This is a genomic window from Vreelandella alkaliphila, from assembly GCF_016107625.1.
Lineage (GTDB): Bacteria > Pseudomonadota > Gammaproteobacteria > Pseudomonadales > Halomonadaceae > Vreelandella > Vreelandella alkaliphila.
This window is the reverse complement of sequence record NZ_JABASV010000013.1, coordinates 47,808-66,634: the sequence shown is the minus strand read 5'-3', so window position 1 is coordinate 66,634 and position 18,827 is coordinate 47,808. Positions and strand designations below refer to the sequence as shown.

The 18,827-nt window shown below is 56.7% G+C and carries 12 protein-coding genes; 9 read left to right on the top strand and 3 right to left on the bottom strand.

Annotated features, from left to right (window positions below; genetic code table 11):
• Positions 1 to 26 precede the first annotated feature (26 nt).
• The 5 genes from JFC11_RS16500 to etfB all read left to right on the top strand — a co-directional run bounded on the left by JFC11_RS16500 (position 27) and on the right by etfB (position 6,984).
• On the top strand, positions 27 to 572 hold the full coding sequence (locus tag JFC11_RS16500; RefSeq protein WP_038486488.1) for a DUF5943 domain-containing protein: 546 nt from the start codon (positions 27 to 29) through the stop codon (positions 570 to 572).
• A gap of 24 nt (positions 573 to 596) precedes the next feature.
• Positions 597 to 2,669 carry a dimethylglycine demethylation protein DgcA gene (gene dgcA / locus JFC11_RS16495; RefSeq protein ID WP_198350093.1) on the top strand — a complete coding sequence of 691 codons (2,073 nt, stop codon included), beginning with the start codon at positions 597 to 599 and terminating at the stop codon, positions 2,667 to 2,669.
• Positions 2,670 to 2,817: 148 nt separating this feature from the next.
• Positions 2,818 to 4,848 carry a (Fe-S)-binding protein gene (locus tag JFC11_RS16490; protein ID WP_198350092.1) on the top strand — a complete coding sequence of 677 codons (2,031 nt, stop codon included), beginning with the start codon at positions 2,818 to 2,820 and terminating at the stop codon, positions 4,846 to 4,848.
• Positions 4,845 to 6,152: an electron transfer flavoprotein subunit alpha gene (gene etfA, locus JFC11_RS16485; protein WP_198350091.1), complete on the top strand. Its 1,308-nt coding sequence runs from the start codon at positions 4,845 to 4,847 to the stop codon at positions 6,150 to 6,152. Before JFC11_RS16490 ends, etfA begins: the two co-directional genes overlap by 4 nt.
• Positions 6,142 to 6,984 carry an electron transfer flavoprotein subunit beta gene (gene etfB, locus JFC11_RS16480; RefSeq protein ID WP_198350090.1) on the top strand — a complete coding sequence of 281 codons (843 nt, stop codon included), beginning with the start codon at positions 6,142 to 6,144 and terminating at the stop codon, positions 6,982 to 6,984. Before etfA ends, etfB begins: the two co-directional genes overlap by 11 nt.
• Before the next feature lie 157 nt (positions 6,985 to 7,141).
• Here etfB and JFC11_RS16475 read toward each other — a convergent pair whose 3' ends face one another.
• Together JFC11_RS16475 and JFC11_RS16470 are read right to left on the bottom strand one after the other, a co-directional pair.
• The gene (locus JFC11_RS16475) at positions 7,142 to 8,029 is read right to left on the bottom strand and encodes a DMT family transporter (protein WP_038480844.1); all 888 of its coding nucleotides are present in this window, start codon (positions 8,027 to 8,029) and stop codon (positions 7,142 to 7,144) included.
• Positions 8,030 to 8,096: 67 nt separating this feature from the next.
• A complete protein-coding gene (locus JFC11_RS16470) occupies positions 8,097 to 9,677 on the bottom strand; it encodes a BCCT family transporter (RefSeq protein ID WP_198350089.1) in 1,581 nt (526 codons plus the stop codon).
• Positions 9,678 to 9,921: 244 nt separating this feature from the next.
• Here JFC11_RS16470 and fdhA point away from each other — a divergent pair, with 244 nt between their 5' ends.
• The 3 genes from fdhA to fdhF all read left to right on the top strand — a co-directional run bounded on the left by fdhA (position 9,922) and on the right by fdhF (position 15,849).
• Entirely contained in the window at positions 9,922 to 11,115 is a 1,194-nt protein-coding gene (fdhA, locus tag JFC11_RS16465; protein WP_009724036.1) for a formaldehyde dehydrogenase, glutathione-independent, read from the top strand.
• 169 nt (positions 11,116 to 11,284) lie between these two features.
• On the top strand, positions 11,285 to 13,003 hold the full coding sequence (locus tag JFC11_RS16460) for an NADH-ubiquinone oxidoreductase-F iron-sulfur binding region domain-containing protein (RefSeq protein WP_198350088.1): 1,719 nt from the start codon (positions 11,285 to 11,287) through the stop codon (positions 13,001 to 13,003).
• 11 nt (positions 13,004 to 13,014) lie between these two features.
• On the top strand, positions 13,015 to 15,849 hold the full coding sequence (gene fdhF / locus JFC11_RS16455) for a formate dehydrogenase subunit alpha (RefSeq protein ID WP_198350087.1): 2,835 nt from the start codon (positions 13,015 to 13,017) through the stop codon (positions 15,847 to 15,849).
• A gap of 64 nt (positions 15,850 to 15,913) precedes the next feature.
• Here fdhF and JFC11_RS16450 read toward each other — a convergent pair whose 3' ends face one another.
• Positions 15,914 to 17,200, bottom strand: a complete 1,287-nt coding sequence (locus tag JFC11_RS16450) for an aromatic ring-hydroxylating oxygenase subunit alpha (protein WP_198350086.1) — start codon at positions 17,198 to 17,200, stop codon at positions 15,914 to 15,916.
• 364 nt (positions 17,201 to 17,564) lie between these two features.
• On the opposite strand from JFC11_RS16450, the gene JFC11_RS16445 reads away from it, so the two are divergent.
• Positions 17,565 to 18,671, top strand: a complete 1,107-nt coding sequence (locus JFC11_RS16445; protein ID WP_120387294.1) for an FAD-binding oxidoreductase — start codon at positions 17,565 to 17,567, stop codon at positions 18,669 to 18,671.
• Positions 18,672 to 18,827 lie beyond the last annotated feature (156 nt).

The window sequence follows — 18,827 nt, the reverse complement described above, 5'->3', positions numbered from 1 at the left end:
GAATAATGATGTAGAGGATGATACCCGTGACCAAACTGGCCCCCGCACTGCCTATCGAAGTCGATAGTGAAACCGGCGTCTGGACGACTGATGCGCTGCCGATGCTCTATGTACCACGGCACTTTTTTATCAACAACCATGTGGCCGTCGAAGAGGCGCTAGGTGCTGAAAAGTACGCTGAAATCCTCTATCACGCTGGCTATAAGAGCGCCTGGCACTGGTGTGAGAAAGAAGCCGAGTGCCATGGCCTCGAAGGTGAAGCCGTTTTTGAGCATTACATGCTGCGTCTCTCTCAGCGTGGCTGGGGCCACTTCATCACCGAACAGATTGATCTTGACGCTGGCACGGCTCAGGTGCGGCTAGAACATAGCGCCTTCGTTTACCAACTGGGTAAGGTTGGGCGCAAGGTCGAGTACATGTTCACTGGCTGGTTTGCTGGGGCCATGAATCAAATTCTCGCTGCACGGGGTAGTTCGCTGCGCACCGTTGCTGAGCAGAAGCAGAGCGCTGCCGAACCCGGCTGTGATGTCGGCGTCTTTGCTGTCAAACCGCTGCCCGATGCTGCCCACTAACCCTGGGTGTGAGGAGAGATAACCATGGCATTTGACGCAATCTTTGAGCCAATCGAGATCGGCAAGCTGACTATCCGTAACCGTGTGGTCAGTACCGCTCATGCCGAGGTGCATGCCACTGACGGTGGTATGACGACTGAGCGCTACGTCAGGTATTACGAAGAAAAATCCAAGGGTGGCTGTGGCCTATGTATCTGCGGCGGCTCATCAGTGGTGTCCATTGATAGCCCTCAGGGTTGGTGGAGCTCGGTGAACCTTTCCACTGACCGCATCATTCCACACTTTCAGAATCTGGCGGACGCCGTGCACAAGCATGGTGGCAAGATCATGATCCAGATTACCCACATGGGACGCCGCTCACGCTGGGACGGCTTCGATTGGTCGACCCTGGTATCCCCCTCTGGTATCCGCGAGCCGGTGCACCGCTCCACCTGCAAGACCATCGAGGAGGAGGAGATCTGGCGCATCATCGGCGACTTCGCCCAGGCCGCGCGCCGGGCCAAGGAAGGCGGCCTCGACGGCGTCGAGCTATCCGCCGTTCACCAGCACCTGATCGACCAGTTCTGGAGCCCGCGGGTCAACAAGCGCGAGGACCAGTGGGGCGGTAGTTTCGAAAATCGTATGCGCTTCGGCATAGAAGTACTCAAAGCGGTACGTGCCGAAGTGGGCGATGACTTCGTGGTGGGTATGCGCATTTGCGGTGACGAGTTCCACCCGGACGGTCTTTCTCACGACGATATGAAGCAGATCGCCGCCTACTACGATGCCACTAAAATGGTCGATTTCTTCGGCGTTATCGGTTCTGGCTGCGACACTCACAACACCCTCGCCAACGTCATTCCTAATATGTCCTACCCGCCTGAGCCTTTTCTACATCTGGCGGCGGGGATCAAGGAAGTGGTGAATGTGCCGGTGATCCACGCCCAGAATATTAAAGATCCCAATCAGGCCCAGCGTATTCTCGAAGGGGGCTACGTGGATTTGGTGGGCATGACCCGGGCGCATATTGCTGACCCTCATCTGATCGCCAAGATCAAGATGGGGCAGATAGATCAGATTAAACAGTGCGTGGGGGCTAACTACTGCATCGACCGCCAATACCAGGGCCTGGATGTACTGTGTATTCAAAACGCTGCCACCGCCCGGGAATACATGGGCCTGCCGCATATCATTGAAAAGACCGAGGGCGTTAAGCGTAAAGTTGTGGTGGTTGGCGGTGGCCCCGGCGGCATGGAGGCAGCTCGCGTTGCTGCTGAGCGCGGCCATGATGTCACTCTGTTTGAGGCGGCTGACGCCCTGGGCGGGCAGATCACTATCGCTGCTCAGGCGCCGCAGCGCGACCAAATCGCCGGTATCACTCGCTGGTACCAACTGGAGTTGGCGCGGCTGAAAGTTGACCTGCGCCTAGGGGCTCGCGCCGATGAGGCAACCTTGCTTGATCTACGCCCCGATATCGTGGTGCTAGCCACCGGTGGCCAACCCTTCCTTAGCCAGCACCCGGAGTGGGGCTATTCAGAGAATGCTGAGGAGAGCCTGGTGGTCAGCACCTGGGATATTCTCTCAGGTAAGGTGGCGCCAGGTAAAAACGTGCTGATTTATGACGCCATCTGCGAATTCTCCGGCGTCTCAGCGGCAGATTTTCTAGCTGATAAGGGCGCCAAGGTCGAGATCGTCACCGACGATATCAAGCCCGGCGCGGCGGTGGGCGGCACCACCTTCCCCACTTATTACCGCAGCCTATACGAGAAAGAAGTGATCATGTCCTCTGACTTGATGCTGCATAAGGTCTACCGCGAGGGCGACAGTCTCGTGGCAGTGCTCGAAAATGAGTACACCGGTGCCTTGGAAGAGCGCGTGGTTGATCAGGTGGTCGTCGAAAACGGCGTGCGTCCTGACGAGGCGCTTTATTACGCCCTCAAAGAGCAGTCTCGCAACAAAGGGCAGGTGGATCTGGAGGCGCTCTATGCCATCCAGCCTCAGCCTAGCCTGAGCGAAGAAGGGGACGACTTTTTACTCTTCCGCCTGGGCGACTGCACGGCTCCGCGTAATACCCATGCGGCCATCTACGACGCCCTGCGAATCTGCAAGGACTTTTGACCTGAGCGAGAGCCGGGGCGCCGGTGGTAGACCGTAGCGAGGGTCATTTGCCATGGATGGCAAATGTAGCGCCCAGGGATGGGTTTACAGCGCCCTCGCAGAGGTCTGCCGCCGGAGCAGCCCCGCCGCGAAAGATGAGGTGAGTACCATGCTCGAAACGCTCTTGCCGATACTGATTTTTACTGCCCTGGCCCTGGCAGTAATCGGCGCTGTACGCCGTATACGCCTGTGGCGTCAGGGGCGCCCCTCGCGGGTGAACCTGCTCCAGGGGTTGATGGCCCTGCCGCGCCGCTATTTGGTGGATCTGCACCATGTCGTGGGGCGCGACAAAATGATCTCCAATACCCACGTAGCCACCGCCGGAGGCTTCGTGGCTGCCGCCGTTCTGATGATCCTGGTGCATGGTCTTGGTATCGCCAACCCATTGCTAGGCGGGTTGCTGTTACTGGCTAGCACCTCCATGTTCGTCGGTAGCCTCTTTGTAGCGCGTCGGCGGCTTAACCCTCCTGCACGGCTCTCCAAAGGCCCCTGGATGCGGCTGCCAAAGAGCCTGATGGCGTTTTCGATAGGCGTCTTCCTGATCACACTGCCCACAGTAGGTTTGTTGCCTGACGGGTTAGTAGAAGGCAGCGGTAGCTGGCTTCTGGCGCTGGTGTTGGCGGGCGTTGTGGTTTGGGGTCTGGGCGAAATGTTCTTTGGCATGACCTGGGGCGGCCCAATGAAGCACGCCTTCGCTGGCGCCTTACATCTCGCCTTTCACCGTCGGGCTGAGCGCTTTGGTGGTGGCCGGTCAACGGGGCTCAAAGCACTGAACCTGGAAGATGAAGCGGCGCCTCTGGGCGTGGAAAAGCCAACTGACTTTACCTGGAATCAACTGCTGGGCTTCGATGCCTGCGTGCAGTGCGGTCGCTGCGAGGCAGTGTGCCCTGCGTTTGCTGCTGGTCAACCGCTCAATCCTAAAAAGCTGATTCAAGACATGGTGGTGGGTTTTGCCGGTGGTAGCGATGCTGGCTATGCCGGTTCTCCTTATCCTGGTAAGCCAGTGGGAGAGCACCAAGGCGCTCCCCATGCGCCTATCTTGGCGCCTGTTGTTATGAAAGAGGGAAAGGCGTTGGTTGACGCCGAGACTCTCTGGTCGTGCACGACCTGCCGTGCCTGTGTCGAGGAGTGCCCAATGATGATTGAGCACGTGGATGCGATTGTCGATATGCGCCGCCACCTGACCTTGGAGCGGGGTAAGACACCCAATAAAGGTGCTGAGGTGCTCGACAACCTGATTGCTACCGACAACCCCGGCGGTTTCGACCCAGGCTCACGGCTCAACTGGGCGGCGGATCTTAACCTACCGCTAATGGCTGACCTAAAGCAGGTTGATGTGCTGTTGTGGTTGGGGGATGGCGCCTTTGATATGCGTAACCAGCGAACCCTACGTGCCCTGGTTAAAGTACTGCGTGCTGCCGAAGTAGACTTCGCCGTATTAGGTGCTGAAGAGCGCGACAGCGGTGATGTGGCAAGACGATTGGGCGATGAAGCGACGTTCCAATCCCTGGCTAAGCGCAATATTGCCACCCTGGCCAAGTATCGCTTCCAGCAGATTGTCACCTGTGATCCGCATAGTTTTCATGTGCTGGGCAATGAGTACGGCGACTTTCTTCAAGAAGGGCAGGGTGGCAGCGATTTCAATGCCAGCTACGAGGTGCGTCACCACAGTACCTTTATTGCTGAATTGTATGATGCAGGACGGCTGACCTTTGCTCCCTGGAAAGGTGGCAGCGTTACTTATCACGACCCATGTTATTTGGGACGCTATAACGGTGAATACGAAGCCCCTCGGCGAGTGCTTAAAGCGCTGGGCATCCAGGTGGCCGAGATGGAGCGCTCTGGGCTCCGTTCGCGCTGCTGTGGCGGCGGCGGTGGGGCGCCAATCACGGATATCCCTGGTGAGCGCCGAATCCCCGATATGCGCATGAATGATGTTAAAGAGAGCGGCGCCGAGCTAGTGGCGGTGGGCTGTCCACAGTGCACTGCCATGCTGGAAGGTGTGGTGGATGCCAGTGCTGAAGTGCGCGATATCGCCGAACTGGTAGCTGATGCCCTGGTTGAGCGTCCTGCTGGCGATGTGTCTGGGGTATCCCGCCGAACCACTGCAGTGACGACTGCTGAAGAGGTGACCTTATGAGTGAGATTATTCGCCGCGATCCGCGTCGCGAGTGGATCGCCCGGAACCGTCTTCATCCAGACCACGCCAGTGTGCTCGCCGCTCTTGGTGTAAACAGTGAGGGCGGCGGAGCAGCCAGTGAGTGGCTGGGGCCCAACGGTGTGGTGCGTAAGAATCCTCGCGCCATTGGTTTTATCGGCCCGAATGGCGTCAAACGGATTGATCGTAGCGGCCTCCAGCAAGGTAGACAGGCCGCCGCGACCACCACGGCGGCCCGCGATAGTCGCCGTAGGGTGACTATTGATCAGCCCGCTTTTCTGGTAGCAGTAGTACCTGACCTGACCGGTGGCCGCCTTTCAAGCCATGATAAGGATCTGTTAGGACTAGCCAGACGCGTGGCGGATGCCGACGCCGAACAGCCTGGTGCCGTGGTGGCGATCCTGTTTGGTGAGCATAAGGGCGAGGGGGACGGCGAGCATAAGGAAGAAGCGCTTGGCGACGCCGGGATCGATCGCGTCGTGCATCTTGATGATGAACTTTACGCTGGGTTTGCTCCCGAGGCACGGCTGGCGGTGTTAAGTGCCGTCGAACGTGAGATGACGCCGCGCTTCTGGCTGTTGCCGGACTCCCCCCTAGGCGGAGCTGATCTGGGGCGGCGGCTTGCCTTACGCCTGGGTGAGCGCGCTGCCACGGGGGTGTGGCAGGTGGAAGTTGATAATGAGGCCTCCTTGGGTTGGCGCTGCACTACCCGTGGCGCCGCTGGAAGCCTGGATATCCAGCGCCCTCTGCCGCGGGTTGCCCTGGCACTGGCCGAGTGCGCTGAGCCGATGGATGAGACGCGGCATGCGGCCAAGTGCCAGACCTTGGCGGCGCCAATTCCCATCACTCTATCGCGCATTGAAGATCTGGGGCAGGTGGCGGTGGATCCCGCTGGCGTGGCGTTGGCCGAGGCTGAATTCATCCTCTCTGGTGGCAATGGTGTTAAACAGTGGGACGCCTTCCACCATGCTGCGAAAGTACTAGGCGCTACCGAAGGGGCCTCGCGTGTCGCGGTGGATGACGGCTTTATGGCTCGTGATCGGCAGGTAGGTGCAACCGGCACCTGGGTAACCGCCCGAGTCTATATGGCGGTGGGTATTTCAGGCGCGATCCAGCACCTACAGGGCATTCAGCGCTGCGACAAGGTGGTGGCAATCAATCTCGATCCGGGGTGCGACATGATCAAACGCGCAGACCTGGCGGTGATAGGCGACAGCACGCAAATTCTTGCTGCGTTAGTGGCGATGGTGGAACAGCAGCGAGGAGGGCAGCGCGATGCGGCCTGAACAACAGCAAAAACAACAAAAGCCGGGTATCGACGTGGCGGTGCTGGTCTCCATAGGCCGTCACCCCACAACCGGTCGTGCGAGGCGCGCCGAGCAGGATGCACGGGGTCTGGAACTTGCTCTAGCCATGGAAGCAGAACTGCCGGGTAGTCGGATTGACGTACTGCACGCTGGTTCTCAGGATGTCGACAGCGAGGCAGCTCTGCGCAGTTACTTGGGTATGGCCACAGGCGTTGGTATGGGGCTTGAGTCCATGACTTTGCTGGAGCAGCCTGAAGGCAGCGATGCTATTCTGCCGCTGGTGGAACATTTAGCCGCTACCTCGCCCCAACTAGTGATCACCGGTGCCCGGGCCGAGCGCGGAGAAGGTTCTGGGCTTTTGCCCTATGCGTTGGCGGAGCATCTCGGTTGGCCGTTAGTGAATAGCTTGGCGTCGATAGAGACAGTGGAGAATGGTGTGATAACGCTGCTTCAGGCGTTGCCACGGGGCCAGCGTCGCCGTCTCAAGGTGCGCTTGCCCGCCATCATCAGCGTGGATGAAGCAGCGCCGGCGGCGCGTCAGAGCGCCTTCGGCCCGGCTCGTCGAGCCACCTTCTTGGTGGCGCCCACTACCTCTGAAGCCGACAGTGAGTTGGCCCAGTGGCACTTGAGCCCCGCACGTAAACGGCCTAAGCGTCTGAAAATCATCAAAGCCGCCTCTGCTAGAGACCGCTTCAAGGCGGCGGCTTCCAAAGCCGAGGGCAAGGGCGGGCAAGTGCTTACCGACGTTACCCCTGAGCAGGGCGCCGAGGCGATCTACAAGCTGCTCAAGGAAGAGGGCGTGCTGCGCTGAAGCTTTTTGATCACGGCATGTTAGCAATCTTAAAGCCCGCCCTCTGTTGGCGGGCTTCTTGTTATCTATTGTTTAATCTCTGAGTCTTTATTTTCGAAGCCTTTACGTTTTAAGTCTTTACGTTCTCTGTCGTTATCTTCTTCTATGTTGTTATGACCTACTTGCCAGTAAAGCCTGGATAAAGCCGCAGGCGCTGTCTTTCCAGGTGTAAACCCATCCAGGCGTGTAGTACTAGTACCGTGATGACGATGGCCCCGCCCAGTAGCGTTGATGCCGTCGGCGTCTCGCCTAGTAGCCACCAAACCCATAGTGTGCCCAATGCGGTTTCCACCAGGTAAAACAGTGCCACCTCGGTAGACGGCAGGTAGCGGGTGGCGCTATTGATCAGCACCGTGGCCAGGGGCATCTGCACTAGCCCCATCAGTGCCAGCACGCCATAACGCTCGGCATCAAGCGCCAGCGGTGAGGCCATGGGCAGAGCAATTGCTGCTGAGAGCAGTCCGCCACCAGCAATCACCGTCATGGGGTCAATGGCTGGATAGCGGCGTAGCAAGGTCAGGTTACCGCCGATGGCCGCCGCAGCCGTTAAGGCATACAGGTTACCCGCCAGCATTCCCATGGCTCCTTCGCCCAAGAACACCAAACCCATACCCAGCATGCAGACGGCAATGGCTACCAACGTTCTTAGCGGCACCTTTTCATGTAGGAAAACTCGTGAAAACAGTGCGGCAAACAGTGGCGCTGTGCTCAGTATTACTACCACGTTGGCCACATTGGCGTTCATCACTGCGAGTACGAAGAGGCTCGACATTAGACCCAGCAGCAGCGCTGAGGCGAGTGACGAAAACGGATGGCTTCTCAGTGCCCCTAATCGATTACCCACACAGCACAGGACTCCCAGTACGCAGAACATCAAAAAACCGCGCCAGAATACGATAGTCCAGCCATCGGTATTGGCTAGGCGGATCAGCAGACCGTCGAAACTGAGGAACACCACGCCCAGTATCACCATGGCCAGACCGCGCTGGTAAGAATTTGACTGCATTGTCTTGGTTCCTGGTCGGTAAAAGAGAGCAACCGCCCGCTAGTTGAGCGGGCGGTTGCGGGGGAGGTTACTTGGCGGTTTTGGGTATCGCGTTAAGCTGTTGCCACTCCTTATTAAGGCCTACGTAAAGGCTGACGCACATCATTAATAGTACCAGTGTGAAGGGCAGCCCCGTGGCTACCGCGCCCGCCTGAAGCGCACTGAGTGCGGTGCTACCGCCGCCATACAACAGCACTCCTGCAATGACACCTTCAAGTGCGGCCCAGAAAACACGCTGGCCCTTAGGGGCATCGGTTTTGCCACCGGCGGTGATGTTATCGATTACCAACGAGCCGGAGTCTGATGAAGTGATGAAGAAAACCAGCACCAGGATAATGGCTAGTGTTGACGTTATGCTGGTGAGAGGCAACTGTTCCAGCATATGGAACATGGCAAGCGAGACATCACCGATGCCGTTGGCCAGTTCGCCTACGCCGTTAGTCGCCTGAAAAAGCGCTGTGCCGCCGAAGGCGCTCATCCAAACCAAGGTGACTAGCGTTGGTACCAGCAGTACGGCAATTAGAAACTCCCGAACGGTACGTCCACGCGATACGCGAGCGATAAACATGCCGACAAACGGAGACCAGGAGATCCACCACGCCCAGTAAAAGATGGTCCAGCCGTGGTACCAGGTGTCGTCCTCGCGTCCAATCCAGTTCGATAGCGGCAAAAGGTGGCTTACATAGTCTAGCGTTGTGGTGCCAATCCCTGTCAATATCATCAGGGTCGGGCCTGCGATCACAACGAATAGAAGCAGTATCGCTGCGATGATCATATTAATGTTTGAGAATAGCTTTACGCCACCGTCGATACCCCGCCATACCGGGAATAGTGCAATCACCGTGACCACTAGGATAATCGCCAGTTGAGTGCCAATAGTGTTGGGGATGCCGAACAGATAGGCGAGCCCACCTGCCGCTTGGGTAGCGCCAAAGCCAAGCGAGGTGGCTAGGCCGAAAATGGTGGCGAGTACGGCAAGAATATCGATGATATGACCTGCCCAGCCGCGGGTATGCTCACCTAGAAGTGGATAAAATGCGGAGCGAAGCGTGAGTGGCAGGCCCTTATTATAGGCAAAGAACGCCAGCGAGAGTGCGACGACTGCGTAGATTGCCCAGGGGTGCAGCCCCCAATGAAACATGGTCGCGCCCATGGCAGCACTAGCGCCTTCCGGCGTGCCTGCGGGGGCATTGAGGGGCGTACCGTACCAGTCGGTGTAGTAGGCCACTGGCTCAGCAACGCTCCAGAACATCAGGCCGATACCCATACCCGCCGCAAAAAGCATGGCGAACCAGGACGTGCGCGAGTACTCCGGCTTGGCATCGCTGCCGCCCAAACGAATTCGCCCGAGCGGCAAGCAAATCAGTACGAGGCAGAACACCACAAAGGTATTGCCTGCAATCATAAACAGCCAGTCAAAGTGTTCAATTGACCAGTTCTTGGCAAGCCCTAGATGCGTGTTAGCAGCATCCGGGTAAACCAGTGCGTAAAGAATGAATAGCAGAATGGCGAGAGCAGAGAGTGGGAATACGGGGTTATGAAAATCTAACCCCATTATCTGAGTATTGTCCTGTCCGGGCGACAGGACAGGATCGTCATTGTTCTTCATTAGATGTCCTTGGTGGCTATTGTTAGATATCGGCTATGCGCCTGCATCGCCGACACAACGGATTGTTGGGCCTGTTTCAGGGTAAGAGTGTCGTGAAAGCGACCTCTAGCTATTCGTCTTGGCTAGGATGTCTTGAATAGATATGTGAGTGCCTTTGTGGGGTAAGTCCTTAGGCACGGAGGGGATAGGGTGGGAAAGCGCAATCCACCATCAAGCGCACAACAATAAACAACAGGAGCTAGCCATGAATGCAGCCAACCGCGGAGTGGTCTATAAAGGGCCGGGTGAAGTCGCCGTCGAATCTATTGCCTATCCTGAGCTCGCCATCGGTAATCGAAAGTGTGAGCACGGCGTCATTCTTAAAGTCGTCACCACCAATATCTGTGGCAGCGACCAGCATATGGTGCGCGGCCGCACCACTGCGCCATCCGGCTTGGTGCTGGGTCACGAAATCACTGGTTTGGTGGTGGAGTGTGGTCGCGACGTCGAGTTTATCCAGCCCGGCGATCTAGTCTCTGTGCCGTTTAATATTGCCTGCGGTCGCTGCCGTAACTGTAAAGAAGGTCGTACCGGCATCTGTCTGAATGTGAACCCCTCTCGTCCAGGGGCTGCTTATGGCTATGTCGATATGGGTGGCTGGGTGGGTGGCCAGACCGAATATGTCATGGTTCCCTACGCGGACTTTAATTTGCTGAAGTTCCCGGACACCGATCAAGCGATGGAGAAAATCAAAGATTTAACCCTGCTTTCCGATATCTTCCCCACCGGCTTCCACGGTTGTGTTACTGCTGGTGTTGGCCCCGGCAGTACTGTCTATATTGCGGGTGCTGGCCCTGTGGGCCTGGCGGCGGCAGTTTCTGCGCAGTTGCTTGGCGCGGCTTGTGTGATTGTCGGCGATATGGTCGAAGACCGTTTAGCCCAAGCGCGAAGCTTTGGCTGCGAGACCATTGACCTGACCCAGGACGGCGACATGGCCGACAAGATTGAGGTGATTCTCGGCGAGCGCGAAGTCGATGCCTTTGTCGACTGTGTTGGTTTCGAGGCCCACGCCTGCGGCTGCAACCATGGTAAAGAAGCACCTGCGACCGTGCTTAACTCGGCGATGTCGCTAACTCGCGCGGGTGGTCAAATCGGTATTCCAGGCCTGTATGTGACCGAAGACCCAGGTGCCGCTGATGATGCCGCCAAGCAAGGTGCTTTGAGCATGCGCTTTGGCCTCGGTTGGGCCAAATCCCACAGTTTTCATACCGGACAGTGCCCGGTAATGAAGTACCACCGCCCGCTGATGCAGGCTATTCTATTCGGTAAAGTTAAGATCGCCGATGCGGTAAATGTACAGATGATCACTCTGGATCAGGCGCCCCAAGGATATGCCGACTTCGATGGCGGAGCCGCCAAGAAATTTGTCATTGATCCCCACGGCAGTGTGCCTGCATAAGGTGGAAGCACCTGCCCGCCCGCAGGGAGGGGATACGAGATAGATAGTTAGAAATAGATAGTTCGGTATAGATAGTTCAGGATAGATAGTAAGACCCTAGACGGCACCCCGCGGGGTGCCGTCTTCGTTCATTCGGTATACCGCCGATCAAGATAATAATGAGTGACCCATGACCGTCCAGACCGTGACCCCCAAGCGCCGCTTTCGCGGCAAGCCCCGCGGCCGTGAACTCGATCCCATCCGTCTTGAGGGATTGCGTGAGCTGCTGGGCGATGAACGCAACGATGCCACCTTGCGCCGCCGCGATTTATTGATCGAGCATCTGCATGCTCTTCAGGATGCCCGAGGGCATTTGTTGTTGGCAGACCTGCGTGCCCTGGCAACTTATATGAACCTGCCGATGGCAGCGATCTATGAGACAGCAACCTTTTATGCTCACTTCGACGTCATCCATGATGATCAGGACGTGCCCCCAGCGTTGACCATCCGCGTTTGTGACTCTCTGGCTTGCCAGTTAGCTGGCGCTGAGACGCTTAAAGCGCAGTTGGAAGCAAACGTCGATATCGAGCAGGTGCGGGTGTTGCGCGCGCCATGCATGGGGCGCTGCGACACAGCACCCGTAGTGGAGGTCGGCCATCACCACTTAGGTCGAGCCGATGCGGCTCAAGTTCAGGCAGCTATCGATGCCGACGACACTCACCCCGAACCTATCGATTGGCAACGACTTGATAGCTATCGCAGCGAGGGTGGTTTTGCATTGCTCCAGGCCTGCCGCAACGGGGAAGTAACGGTCGAAGCATTGATGGAAGCGGTGCAGCAGGCCAACCTTCGCGGTTTAGGGGGCGCGGGTTTTCCTACTTTTAAGAAATGGCACTTTGTGCGCCAGGAGGCTGGCCCCCGCTACTGTGCCATCAATGCCGACGAGGGCGAACCCGGTACCTTTAAGGATCGTTATTATCTGGAACGCTCGCCGCACCAGTTTCTTGAAGGTGCCTTGGTCAGTGCTTGGGCGGTAGACGCCGAGGCGCTGTATATCTACCTACGCGATGAGTATCCAGCGTTACATGTCGTGCTGCGCGAGGCGATTGGCGAGCTTGAGGCCGCTGGCCTAGTGGCGCCGGGATATATCGTGCTGCGCCGCGGCGCGGGTGCTTACATCTGCGGCGAAGAGTCGGCGATGATTGAGTCCCTGGAAGGCAAACCGGGCAAGCCCCGCCATCGTCCTCCGTTTGTGGCTCAGAAAGGGCTCTTTGATCGCCCAACGCTGGTCAATAACGTCGAGACCGTCTATTGGATTCCGATGATCTGGCAGCGCGGCGCTGAGGCTTTCTCCAGCCAGGGCCGCCATGGCCGCGTGGGGCTGCGTAGTTTCTCGGTTTCGGGGCGAGTTAAGCAGCCTGGCGTTTATCTGGCGCCTGCTGGCATTACGCTAAGCGAGTTAATTGACGAGTATTGTGGCGGCATGGCGGAAGGTCACCGCTTGGCGGCTTATTTGCCTGGTGGCGCCTCTGGCGGCATTCTGCCCGCCACTAAAGCCAATATTCCTCTCGACTTCGATACCCTCCAGGAGCACGGCTGTTTTATTGGCTCCGCTGCGGTGATCGTGCTTTCTGATCAGGACAATCTGCGCGGGGTTGCTACCAACCTATTAGCTTTCTTTGCCGATGAGTCCTGTGGCCAATGCACGCCGTGTCGGGTGGGAACCGAAAAAATGCTCACCCTGCTTGAGCGTAATGAATGGGATGCTGGACTTATGACGCAGCTTTCCCAAGTGATGATAGATGCCTCAATTTGCGGGCTGGGTCAGGCGGCACCGAACCCAGTATTGGGCTTGCTCAAGGATTTTCGCAGTGAACTGGCTGCCCAGAACGTTATCGTCAAGGGATAAGGGAGATCAGCATGAGTGAACCGAGCTTAAACCAAAGCTTTACCCTGACCCTGGACGGCGTTGACGTCAGCGCTTACCCCGGTGAAACCCTCTGGCAAGTCGCCAAGCGCGCCGGCGAGACCATTCCGCATCTGTGTTTCAAGGATGCCAGCGGCTATCGCGCCGACGGCAACTGCCGTGCTTGTATGGTGGAGATCGAGGGCGAGCGCACCTTGGCCGCAAGCTGTCTGCGCGAAGCGGCACCCGGTATGGTGGTTAATAGTGCCAGCTCTGAACGCGCGCACACGGCCCGCAAGATGGTCATGGAAATGCTGCTAGTCGACCAGCCTGAGCGCGAAGAGAGCCCCGACAGCTCAAGCCATTTCTGGGCCATGGCTGACCAGCTGGCCATTGATGCCACGGCGGTGCGCCGCAAGCTGCCCAAGCGCGAAGAGCGTGAGACGGCTACCGTGCATCATGTGGCACCTAGGGCGGGTAGCCTGGAGCAAGACAGCAGTCACTCTGCCATGCGCGTTAACCTTGATGCCTGTATTGAGTGCAATCTGTGTGTGCGTGCCTGTCGCGAAGTGCAGGTTAACGATGTTATCGGTATGGCTCACCGTGGGGCGGCGTCTAAGATCGTATTTGATTTCGACGACCCCATGGGGGACAGCACCTGTGTTGCTTGCGGCGAGTGTGTTCAAGCTTGCCCCACGGGTGCTTTAATGCCTGCCACCCTGGTGGATGAGCAAGGGTGCGGAGACTCTGCTGTGGCTGACCGTAAGGTTGACTCAGTATGTCCCTACTGCGGGGTTGGCTGTCAGCTTACCTACCATATCAAAGACGATAAGATCCTTTATGTGGAGGGCCGCGATGGTCCTTCAAACGAGAACCGACTATGTGTTAAAGGTCGCTTCGGCTATGACTATCCGCGCCATCCATCTCGGCTTGTTACCCCGCTGATTCGTCGTGAGGGCGTCGCAAAGGGAATCGACCCAGACTTCGATCCCGCCAAGCCCCTGACGCATTTCCGCGAGGCGAGCTGGGACGAAGCCCTTGAAGTGGCCGCCAGCGGGCTTGTAAACCTTAAAGTGAATCATGGCCCTGATGCCTTGGCGGGGTTCGGCAGTGCCAAGTGCTCCAACGAAGAGGCGTGGCTGTTCCAGAAGCTGGTGCGTACCGGCTTTGGCTCCAACCATGTAGATCACTGTACCCGTTTGTGCCACGCCAGTTCGGTGGCAGCGCTCATGGAGTGTATCGGCTCAGGCTCAGTAACCGCTTCCTTTATGCAGGCCAGTCAGGCCGATGTAGTGATTCTTACCGGCTGTAACCCCGCAGTAAATCATCCGGTGGCGGCCACCTTCTTTAAACAGGCCGCCAAGCGCGGTACCAAGATAGTGATTCTTGACCCCCGTGGTCAGGCGTTGGATGCCTACGCCCATCGCAGCGTTCGCTTTTCACTGGGTACGGATGTGGCGCTGTTTAATGCCATGCTCAATGTGATCATCAGCGAAGAGCTCTATGACACGGCCTATATCGCCGAGCATACCGAGGGCTTTGAGGAACTGAAGACACATACGGTGGACATGACCCCCGAAGCGATGAGCGGTTTGTGCGGTGTTGAGCCAGAGACCATTCGCGAAGTGGCCAGGCTTTATGCCAACGCCGAGCGGGCAATGATTTTCTGGGGCATGGGCATTTCTCAGCATACCCATGGGACCGACAACGCCCGCTGTTTGATTTCGTTGGCGCTGGCTTGCGGTCAAACCGGTCGCCCTGGGACTGGCTTGCACCCTCTGCGGGGGCAGAACAACGTTCAAGGGGCGTCTGATGCCGGCCTTATTCCCATGGTAATGCCGGACTACCAGCCGGTTAGCGATGCTCAGGTACGCAGTGCTTTCGAAGAGCTGTGGAATACCAAACTGGATCCCACACCGGGTCTCACCGTGGTGGAAATTATGGATGCTATCGCTGCGGGCACCATTCGCGGCATGTATATCCAGGGTGAAAACCCGGCGATGTCCGACCCGGATCTGGCCCATGCGCGGGCCGCGTTGGCCAAGCTGGAACATCTGGTGGTACAGGATCTTTTTGTCACTGAAACCGCTCAATTCGCCGATGTCATTCTGCCTGCCTCCGCTTGGCCTGAGAAGGATGGCACCGTCACCAACACCAATCGGCAAGTGCAGATGGGGCGTGCGGCCTTGCCGCTACCGGGCCAGGCCAAGCCGGACTGGTGGATTATCCAGGAAATGGCCAAACGCTTCGGTCTCGACTGGAATTATCAGCATCCGCAGGACGTTTTCGCCGAGATGAAACAAGGTATGGCCTCTCTCGACCATATTTCCTGGGAGCGTTTGGAGCGCGAGCAGTCGGTAACCTACCCTTGTCCAGCGGAGGATGTACCGGGACAAGACGTAGTCTTCAGTGAGGCCTTCCCAACCGTCAGTGGTCGGGCGAAGTTCGCGCCTACGCGCCCGCTGCCACCGGATGAGCCAGTCGATAACGACTACCCGACGGTGCTAACTACTGGACGTCAGTTAGAGCACTGGCATACCGGATCCATGACCCGCCGTGCCAAAGTGCTCGATGACCTGGAGCCGGAAGCCGTGGCGAGCTTGGCGCCCGCTGAGCTTATCCGGCTGGGCTTGGCGCCAGGCGATGACCTGACAATCACCACTCGGCGAGGGGCCATCACCCTCAAGGTCAGGACGGATCCGGGCATGCCCGAGGGGATGGTTTTCGTGCCTTTCTGTTATGAAGAAGCGGCGGCGAACCTACTCACTAACCCAGCGCTGGATCCGTATGGAAAGATTCCAGAGTTCAAGTACGCTGCCTGCCGTTTGAGCCGCTCTGAAGCATCTTAAGAGCCGATAAGCTGGCCCGCATAAGCGGGCCAGTTAATTGTGTGTCTTGTGTTAAGCGACGTCGCTAGCCTTGGGCTAGCTGCAATGCGGGAGCCTCGTGGCCTAGATTCTCAAGCATGCGGGCGGCGTACCAATTGACAAAGTCGATAACACCGAACTCATAGGTTTCAGAATAAGGCCCAGGCTGATAAGCCTTTGAGTTGACGCCGCGCTGGTTCTCTTCGGCGAGCTGGCGATCCTGGTCGTTGGTGGCATCCCATACTCGGCGAAGCTGTTCGGGGTCGTAGTCGACGCCTTCCACGGCATCCTTGTGAACCAGCCATTTGGTAGTTACCACGGTTTGCTGCGGACCGATTGGCAACACGCGAAATACCACTGCGTGATCGCCCATGAAATGGTTCCATGAGTTGGGCAGATGAAGGATGCGCAGTGAGCCCATGTCGGGGCTTGATAAACGCCCCATCAGTTTCTTGCTGCCGGGCTTACCATCCATTGTCATGGAGACAATGCCATCCAGCAGTGGCGTACGCGTCAGGCGGTTGCGTTTACCAAACCGTTTTAACTGGTAGGGCACCTGTTCGGCATCCCAGTCTGCTTGTTTACGTGCCACCAGCGCTTTATAAGCGGGTGTTGCGCGGGGATCGTCGGTATCATCAAACTCCTGCAACGAATTAAGCAGTTCAGGGTGCGCGCCGTTACAGTGGTAGCACTCGCGGTTGTTTTCGATGACCAGCTTCCAGTTGGCTTGCTCGACGATGCTGGATTCGGTGGCAACCTTGACGTTGTCCATCTGGTACGGCTCGAGATAATGCTCAAGCGTTGTCAGAAAATCGTCAATTGCAGGTGGTTCATCGCTCAGGTTGATAAAGATGAAGCCGCCAGCTGTTTGGACGTTGACCGGCTTGAGGCCAAACTGGTTGAGGTCGAAGTCAGTGCCCATGTCGCTACCGGCAAACAGCAATCGGCCATCAAGCTCGTAAGTCCACTGATGATACGGGCAGACGAGTTTTGCCACCTTGCCCTTATCTTTTACGCATAGACGCGAACCGCGATGGCGGCACACATTGTGAAACGCATGAATAACGCCTTCACTACCGCGCACAATAACGATGGGATTGTCACCAATATCCAAGGTGATGAAATTACCCTTGGAGGGGATCTCGCATGTCATGCCTGCGAATAACCACTCTTTTTCGAAGATCTCTTGCATATCAAGAGCAAACAGGCGGGCATCGTTATAAAACGGTTGCGGAAGAGAAAAGGTACGCGCCCTTTCCTGCAGCATATGGGCCGTTGACTCACGAGCCGCAGCGAGTGGGTCGTCCATCATATTAGAAACACTTTTTTCCATACCAGTATCCTCGTAAACCTCCGCTTTCCCCCTCAAGGGCTGCGTGGCGGCCGTTAGTCAAGATTGTTTATCTTGTTGTTCTGTTGCGTAACCTGGCGTTTTATTCGAATGGGGCCTGATGTCAGTGTCTGATTGTGTTGCAGGCACATCCTTGCCAATTATCTGCCCGCGACATCAGGTGGCGTAGCGGCGACTAAAGAAGAGCTTTCTAAGCAATAAAGAGTGGCACGAGGTAAGTGCGCGTCGTTGTCAGGTAAGTCGGCTAAGAGGAGCGTCCCCAAAATGCACATCAACGGTGCTGGGCTGTATAGCGAATACAGTTCGGTAATGCATAGCGATGAAGGCTGGTCAGGCAGAGGCGATAATGACAACTAATTTCTTTAACCCGGTCACGACCCAAACCTGGACTAACGGCCGCCACCAGGTACGTTGCGTTAAGGTGATCCAAGAAACCCAAGATGTACGCACGTTCTGTTTTATGGCGGAGCAACCCGTACTGTTCTTCTTCAAGCCTGGCCAGTTTGTGACCCTTGAGCTTGAGATCGATAATCAGCCGATCATGCGCTCCTATACAATCTCAAGCTCACCCTCTATTCCTTACAGCTTTTCGATCACTGTTAAGCAGGTGCCGGGAGGCAAGGTTTCCAATTGGCTGCATGCCAATTTAAAAATAGGCGACGAGCTGGTGGTGCATGGGCCAGTCGGTAACTTTAACTCGATCGACTTTCCCGCCGAGAAAGTGTTGTTCCTCTCCGGCGGTGTTGGCATTACCCCTTTAATGTCCATGACACGTTGGCTTTTTGATACTAATGCCGCTGTGGATGTTGAATTTATACATAGTGCTCGAGCTCCCCGCGATGTCATTTATCACCGTGAATTGGTGCATATGTTTTCGCGTATCCCTGAGTTCAAACTGCATATTATCTGTGAGAGTAAAGAGGATATTGGAGAGGCGTGGGCTGGCTACCGGGGTTATCTCACCGAGCCGTTATTCGAATTAATGGTGCCGGACTTTATGGAGAGGGAGATCTTTTGTTGCGGCCCAACTCCCTATATGAACGCCATCAAGCGTATTTTGCAGCACCATAACTTTGATATGAGCCATTATCACGAAGAGTCGTTTGGCGCCACGCCTGTCGACGTTCGTGATGATGTGCGTGAGCTGGCTGAGCAAGCAGAAGTCGATGCTGAAAATGTTGATAGCAATGACTTGCACAGCATTGAGTTCGCATCGACCGGCAAAAGTGTGCGCATTCAGCCTAGCGAAACGGTGCATGCTGCAGCGGCGAAGTTGGGTCTGCATATCCCCAAAGCATGTGGTATGGGGATATGCGGTACTTGCCGCGTAGAGCTCAAGTCGGGGGAGGTGGATATGGAGCATAACGGGGGCATTACGGATGAGGATGTCGCAGAAGGATACATTCTATCTTGCTGCAGTCGTCCTAAAGGGGACCTCGTCGTCGATTTTTAACGCAGTCATTTTTTAATACTTCAGTAAAGCGCCCTTTATGGTTTTTGCCGTTTAGGGCGCTTTTTTATGGGTAATCAATGACGGTCTATCTGCGCAGCCTGGCTAATTGATGTCGATGTCGCAAATGCATCGAGTGGTGACGTCAACAAGTATCTT